The 8,032-nt window shown below is 44.6% G+C and carries 5 protein-coding genes; all 5 read left to right on the forward strand.

Going from position 1 to position 8,032, the window contains the following annotated elements; all coding sequences use genetic code 11:
• On the forward strand, window positions 1-736 hold a 736-nt coding region (locus AC1DWN_RS22190; RefSeq protein WP_477561075.1), incomplete at its 5' end, for a PhnD/SsuA/transferrin family substrate-binding protein.
• Between the two features lie 140 nt (window positions 737-876).
• Window positions 877-1,935, forward strand: coding sequence for an Ig-like domain-containing protein (locus AC1DWN_RS22195; RefSeq protein ID WP_477561076.1), 1,059 nt, complete (start codon window positions 877-879; stop codon window positions 1,933-1,935).
• A gap of 38 nt (window positions 1,936-1,973) precedes the next feature.
• Window positions 1,974-5,699: a discoidin domain-containing protein gene (locus AC1DWN_RS22200; protein WP_477561077.1), complete on the forward strand. Its 3,726-nt coding sequence runs from the start codon at window positions 1,974-1,976 to the stop codon at window positions 5,697-5,699.
• A 121-nt stretch (window positions 5,700-5,820) separates the two neighbouring features.
• Window positions 5,821-6,972, forward strand: a complete 1,152-nt coding sequence (locus tag AC1DWN_RS22205) for an S-layer homology domain-containing protein (protein WP_477561078.1) — start codon at window positions 5,821-5,823, stop codon at window positions 6,970-6,972.
• 97 nt (window positions 6,973-7,069) lie between these two features.
• The coding region (locus AC1DWN_RS22210) for a HupE/UreJ family protein (protein ID WP_477561079.1) at window positions 7,070-8,032 on the forward strand (963 nt) is incomplete at its 3' end.

Below are 8,032 nucleotides of genomic sequence, written 5' to 3' on the forward strand. Positions count from 1 at the left end.
GAAGAACGACAATCTAGTTCCGCTCGTCGTGAACTCCGGTGAATCGGGTACGCTGGACGATGCCAGCTACTATGGCTGGTTTGCGGTGAGACAAGAAGACGAAGCGCAGTACAAGGAAAAGGATGCGTATTCGATCGCCAATATTGCCGGCAAACGGTTCTCGTTTGTTTCCAACAGCTCGACCTCGGGCTTCAAAGTGCCTTCGAATGCGATTGTCTCGCAATTCTCCAAGCAGGACGCCTATAAAGATTTGACGGTCGAAGACCTGATGGAAGGCGGAAGCGGCCAGTTCTTCAGCGATGTCGTATATGGCGGTTCTCATCAAGGCTCCGCAGTCAATCTGCTGACAAAGAAAGCGGATATTGCGGCTTTCTGCGACACATGCGTCGGCAACTATGTCGAGCTGGCCGAGGGTGAAGCGAATCGTCCAGGTGCATTGTACAAGGTGAAAGAAAAGGCGGAGCAGCCCTTCGACAAGCTTCCTGGCGAGCAATTCCGTCTGATTTCCGTCACACCAGTACTGAATGGTCCGTTCGTGGCCAATCGCGACACAATTTCGGAGGAAGATTTCAAGGCGATCGTAGATATCATGACATCGGAAGCAACGGCGAACAACGAAAGTGTGTTCCTGCCGGAGGATTCCGAGAAATCCGGACTGTTCTGGAAGTCGGGAGATGCGAAGTTCCTTCCGGTCGATGATTCCTGGTATAACCCGATCCGGGAATTGTCTAACTGATAACATTGTTCTTTTTAAAACGTTACGGATTATAAGCATTAAAGTGTGTATGTAAAGGTAGGATTCGAGTGTTTCCATGACATAACAACATACAAGTTATGAAGAAAAAATGGTAGAAAAGGGGAAAAGGGGATTTGCAAATGAACATAAAACGAAACCGAAAAACGTTGCGTCTAATAGGTTATTTTACATCCGTCATGATTTTGATTTTCAACTTGTCTACAGCATCTATCATGCCTGTCGCTGTAGCAGCTTCCGGCCAGTTGTTAACAATGGACAAACTTCAGTACCTCAAAGGGGAAGCTATAACGCTATCGTACACAGGTGCTGGTGCAAGCGGGACGGATTGGGTCGGCATCTACAAAATCGGAGATGTTCCTCCAGGTGCCGGTGAATCGTTGAGATGGGCTTATTTAAAGGCTGGAGACGGAAAGGCTAGTCTCAGCAATGGGCTGGCCCCAGGTAAGTATGATGTGCTTTTCATGCTCAATGATGGGTATGAGATCGTGGATCGCAAGACATTTGAAGTCGTTGACCGGCTCCCTGTTAACGGGGTGACGCTTGATCAACAGAACGTTATCATGACTGAAGGTGAAACCAGAACCTTAACGGCTACGGTTACGCCGGCTAATGCGAACGATACCCAAGTTTCGTGGGTAAGCAGCGATCCTGCTGTCGTTTCTATAACTTCAACAGGCGGCAGCGCATCGCTAATCGGTCATACTCCTGGGAAGGCGACAGTGACGGTCACAACTGCTGATGGAGGTTTTACAGCTTTCACCAATGTGACAGTAGAGCCTAGTCTGACATTACCAAGCATAATCGAAAGCGCTCAAGCTAAGCACGATACAGCAGTGGAAGGCAGTGAGGACGGCCTTTATGCGGCTGGTTCCAAAGCACAATTGCAGTCAGCTATCGATGCAGCTAAAGAGACAGCAAACGATTCAAATGCTACTGAGGAGCAGGTGGATAGTGCGAAAGCAGCATTGAAAGCGGCTATTCAAGAGTTTGACAAGCAGAAAATCACAGCAGATGTCAATGGAGATGGAAAACGCTCTGTTGGAGACTTGGCTATTGTTGCAGGGGCTTACGACAAACAACAAGGTCAAGAGGGCTGGAATGAAAACGCGGATGTGAATCATGATGGTAAGGTTGATATTGTGGACCTTGAAATCGTAGCCAAAGCGATTCTGAATTAAAAGTGGCACTTACTTAAAATAATGGAGGTTTTTCTGTAATGAAGAGAATTTTATCCGTTACGCTCGTACTAACGATGTTATTCACTATGTTATCGACCAGCGCATACGCAGAAACAGATACTGCCGGCGCCAATGCCAAGCCTCTTATTGCATCGATAAAATTCGATAATAATTTGAAGGACGATGCAAACCAAGAAGATTTGATAGCAAAAGGGAATCAAAGTTATGTAGACGGTGTATTACCCGGGACCAAAGCTCTGCACTTAGAAAGCGGAGACGGCAATTATGTCGGTACTACGCATAGCTTGAATTTTGGTAATGACAGTTTTACCACATCCTTCTGGTATAAGGGCGACACTAACAATAAACAGGTCATATTATCAAACAAGGATTTTACTAAGAGCTCTAACGAAGGCTGGGCGATTTATACATCAGCCAATTCGGTCGAAATGAATTTAGGATTCCCGACCACATCAGTAAGTTTTGGGCGCAACACGTTTGATGCTTCCACTTGGCGTTACGTGACATTTGTTGTAGACAGAGATAAAATGCTCGCGTCGTTGTATATTGATGGTTACGAAATGGCTGAATCTTCGCTGGGGATCGGAACTTTAGATACAACGTACCCATTAAATATAGGTAGCGACGGATTAGGAAAAAATGGCGGTAATGCATTCGATATCGCTGATCTGAATGTCTGGAAAGGCGCACTTAGCAGTGATGTCGTTCAAGCTAATTATAAGAGTTACGGTGTRAATAAAGTAGTTATGAACGCACTTAACGGCAAAATATCAGAAGCAAATACACTAATAGCAGACGGTCTCGGTGACGGCTTCAGCCAAACCGATTTTGATTATTTGAAAAAGGTTTCGAATATGGCATCTACGGTTGCAACAACGCAACAAGTAAAACTATATACACAGGAAACCATCAATTATTACAATCGTGAACTAAGCAACGCCATCTTCATCTATCAAAAAAGCAATAAAACATTAACTCCCGCCGGTTTAAATGTGATTATTGACAGCGACACGGAAATCAGTAGTAATCCCGCTGCAATCAAGCGCGTGGAAGAAGGTTTCAGAACAGAACTGAAACTATTCCCACAGGCCGATGTACTCTTTATTCCTGGCGACGTTACGGGCGGTAACAATGCGAATGAATATGTGTGGATGCAGCACATGACAGACGTACACAAAAAACTTAAAGATGAGGGTCTGTTTGACAATGCGAAGCTTTATATGGTGAGAGGCAACCATGATATGGGCGGATCCCAAAATTTAATACCTGTCGGYTCGGCGGGCGCGTGGAACGAGTCAACGAATTCATACGATAACAATTTCTTTAACGATTCTTATAGAGTGAAGGTAAAAGGTTATAATTTTGTGGGTTTTGACGGAAATAATAACAACGACAATACAGTGAAAAAAACCAACAATTTCCTCAACCAAATTAAAGGAGAAGCGGATTACGATCCAACTAAGCCCATATTTGTATCTTCTCACTACCCTATAAGCGGAACCGTGTGGTCAGGGCAATGGAGCAGCGCGGCAAGTAATAATGTAGGTAAATATATTGCCGACAATAACTTTTCGCAGGTGGTATATATGTCAGGCCATACGCAATACGACCCGACCGACGAACGTTCTCACTATCAAGGTGCGGCTACGTATCTTGACAGCGGTGCGAGTTCATATTCCAGTTATATTGATGGCGGTCCGTACGGCGGATATATAGAAGGCTCGTATATCAACTATCATACCACACCTCGCATTGTGAATTTCATAGAGGTTTACGGTTCAAAAATGATCATCAAACAGTATAATTTAGCTACAGATGAATATGTAGGTATACCTTCTGTAAAAGTCGTTGGTGAAGGCAAAGAGGCCTTTACCTATAGCAGGAGCGATATAAGAGAACTCATAGCTCCGCAGTTTGAAGAGGGTATTACTGTCGATTCCTACAATAACAACGAAGTTGCTTTTACAATAAAGCAAGCAAATGACAATGTGCGCGTTTTGGAATATAATATTCAGCTCATAAACAAGCTCACGGGGAAAGTGGACAAATCGTTTAACAGCCTTTCGCTGCCGCTAGACAAGCCATTCGATGAATACAGGCAATATAAGTTTACAGGTTTGTCGCCGTCTACTCCATATACACTCAGGGTATTCGCCGACGATTCCATGTATAACCGTTCGTCGCAGGACATTGACCTTGATGTTAACAGTGGTAATTTAACCAGCATCACTGCGCCTACTGACATAACAGGGTTGACAATCGGAACGGTGAAGACAGCTGACGCCCTTGGATTGCCAGAGTCAGTATCCTTGGTTACAGATGAAGGCTGGGGGAATGCCAATGTGACATGGAATGTAGATGCTTCAAACTATGATCCTACTGTAAAGACTCTACAGACCTTCACTGTAAATGGAACTATAACTTTGCCAACTGAGGTGGCAAATCCCAATAACGTGCCTTTGACAACAAGCATTAGAGTAACTGTAAATAAGATCTCTCAGTCACAAATGACGGCAACGGCGACAAGCGAGGAAACAAGTGGTGAAAATAGTGCAGCATCCATGGCGATTGACGGAAACCCACAAACGGTATGGCATACAAAGTGGGATAAATCGGATGTTCTCCCTCAATCGATTACCTTAAATCTTGGAGGAGCTTACAAAGTCAATAAAGTCACGTATTTGCCAAGGCCATCAGGCTTAAACGGAAATATAACAAGCTATAACGTATATGTAAGTACGGATGGAGTGACCTTTACCAAGGTTGCAAGCGGAAATTGGGCAAGTAACAATGAGGAGAAAGAAGCAATTTTTGACTCGACAGATGCATCATATGTTAAGCTCGAAGCAACGGCGGCTGGTAACGGCTGGGCAGCGGCTGCGGAGATTAATGTAACAATTGGCGAACCATTAGCACCACCTGCCACTACGTTGACAGGTTTACAGCAGGTGGTCACTAACCAAGCATTCGATGTCACGATGGGATTGACCAGCGTAACAGAAAGTGTATACGAGCGAATGTATGCCCAAGATTTGACGCTACACTATGATCCAGTGAATGTGCAATTTGATTCGGTTACATCGCTGAAAGATGGATTCCAAGTCATCGCGCAAGAGGAGACAGCGCCGGGTCAAATTCGGATTATTGCTTCCAGCGTGGAAGCAAACCAAGGGGTACTTGCCCAAGGCGATTTGTTGACTTTCAAATTTACAGCCAAATCTGCAACGGAGGCAACGACAATTACTGTCGACAATGTTTGGATTGYCAATGCAGAGGGGAATGAACTGGAGGTTAACGGAGCCTCCCACAAGATACAAATAACTGTACCTAGTATACCTGTAGATAAGTCACTCTTGAATGCTTTAATCACAAGTGCTCAGGCCAAGTACGATGCAGCAGTGGAAGGCAATGGGCACGGCCTGTATGTGAATGGATCCAAAGCGCCATTGCAGTCGGCAATCGATGTGGCCAAAGCGACAGCAAACGATCCGAATGCCACTCAGCAGCAGGTGGATAGCGCGAAAGCTGCATTGGAAGCGGCAATTCAACTGTTTGACACCAAGAAAATCAATGCGGATCTCAATGGGGATGGAAAAATTTCTATTGGAGACTTGGCTATTGTTTCAGCGGCTTACGGCAAACAACAAGATCAGGCGGGCTGGAATGAGAAAGCGGATGTAAATAAAGACGGCAAGGTGGATATTATAGACCTTGCAATCGCAGCCAAAGCAATCTTGCAATAAACAAACCTGCAATTATGTTTGCTTTTGCGAAATTTAGGACGGACTAGTAATGAAATGGGGTGGGAGATCTATTTTCTCCCCCTCCTCACTTATGACGAGTACAGAAAGGGCGAATTGTCCAATGATAAAAAAACTACTTGCATTTAGTCTGGCGTTGCTTTTGACATTACTCGTATTTCCCCAAGTCGTAACTCAGGCAAGCTCCGGTCCAAGCTTTTCGCTGTCCATCTCGGATAAGAGCATTTCAGCAGGCGATGACTTCCAAGTGACGGTGAGCGGAAAGAAATTAAGCGACTTGTACGCATATGAACTCAATTTAACCTATGATACCAGCCGTTTGGTGTTTGTGAAGGGTGCTACCGAAGGCGGCGGCTTTGCCGTGAAACCTATTGTGAACGGGAATAAGATTCAAATCGCGCATACGCAAATAGGCAATGCAGCAGGACAGAACGGGGATGTAACATTGGCTACGCTGACATTTCGTGCGGCTAGTCAGGGTAAGGCCGATATTGTGCTGGACAGCGTGAAAATGGTGAATTCGCAGATCGCGACTATTGAAGTTTCAAGCAAAAGCAAAGTATCGGTGAATATTAAAACTACGAAACCTGCGGGCGATGTATTCAAGAGCGACATTGTTAATGAAACAAAATTGGTTGATACGATCTCGTCCAAAGTAGCGGAAGCTAATAAATCTGGTGTAAAGGTGGAAATGGCTGACATTAAAGGACATTGGGGCGAAAAGACCATCGGCACGTTCGTGAAACTGCACTTTATCAAAGGATATGGGGATGGAACGTTCCATCCTAACGGCAACATTACACGCGCCGAATTTGCAGCGATCATTTCTCGCGTATTCGATATCAACGGAGGCGGCAATCAGCCGGTAGTTCTGAACGATATTAACAGCCACTGGGCTAAAGAAGCTATTGAGAAACTTGCAATCGCAGGAGTGATTACCGGATATGATGACGGGACGTTCAAGCCGGACAAAACGATTAATCGTGAACAAATGGTCATTATTTTATCCCGTATTGTGGACTTAAGTAAAGTGGACAAAGATGCTTCCAAAGGCAACTTTGCAGATATAGCAAGCGCAAGCTCATATGCAGCAAATCCAATCAAGGATTCGGCAAAAGCGGGCATCATCAGCGGCAAGGGCAATGGTTTATTTGATCCGAAGGGCAATTCCACACGTGCAGAGGCGCTTACAATCGTTCTTAATGCATTGAACCTTAACCCTCAAGTGAAAACACTTTTGGACAGCTTGAAATAAGTCGAGAAACATGTTCAAGTTGCAGAATGAACGTCCGTAACCGGATAAACGATATTGCAGATTGTAAGACTAGCATTTCATGAAAAGAGGTTCCGCTATGAAGCAGCGTTCATTTCTGTCCTTGTTCATCATAATGATCTTATTATTTTTTGGGACTGCCACAACTTCACTTGCGCATTCACTAAGTATGAATTACTCGGATTTAAACATTGAAGGGGACGAGATTCTCTATGATCTTTTTATTGATCAAAGAGACTTGATTCAACAATTCGGTACTGACTTGGATAATCTGGTGAACGATGAACTGTTCTCGCAAAAAATTGAATCCATTCTACAGAAAGGTCTTCGCATAGATGTGGATTCGAAGCCCTTAACGATGGAATTTGATTCGATGAGCATGGCGAATAAGGGTACCGTAAGAGGCATAGAATTTCATCTGACGTTTACCACCGATGAAGAAATCGAACAATTTAATCTTCATTACGATCTGGTGTTTGACGATGCGCCTCCTCTTACAAGTGTACTCATGGTCCATGATGGGGAATATTTCCGGCAGGATATAATTGATAGCACGAATAAAGATTTTCAGATCAACCTTCCCCAGGACCCAGCACAGGACCTTCCCCAGCCTAAGCTTGGCGCTGTTTTGTGGAAATACTTTGTACTAGGAATCGAACACATTTTGATAGGTTATGATCATTTGCTGTTTTTGTTATCCTTAGTATTAATCGCATCTCGCTTCAAGGATGCATTGAAAATTGTTACTGCTTTTACAATCGCCCACAGCATTACATTATTCTTGGTGGCGTCGGGGCGCATCCATGTCATCCCATCTTGGGTCGAAGCATTGATTGCGGTGACGATCTGTTACGTGGCCGTGGAAAATATATTTGTTCAAAAGGCGAAATGGCGGTGGGTAATGACAGCCATATTTGGCCTGATCCACGGTATGGGCTTCGCCGGGGCATTGGCCGAAATAGGACTTCCAAAGGACAATTTGATTGGGACGCTCCTAGCGTTCAATTTAGGTGTAGAAACGGGCCAACTGATGGTCTTATGC

Source organism: Paenibacillus sp. P4_A7 (assembly GCF_056402455.1).

What these genes read in the sequence shown, in the direction of transcription:
- AC1DWN_RS22195 (WP_477561076.1), top strand. Translation starts at nt 877, where the DNA reads ATGAACATAAAACGAAACCGAAAAACGTTGCGTCTAATAGGTTATTTT.
- AC1DWN_RS22205 (WP_477561078.1), top strand. Translation starts at nt 5,821, where the DNA reads ATGATAAAAAAACTACTTGCATTTAGTCTGGCGTTGCTTTTGACATTA.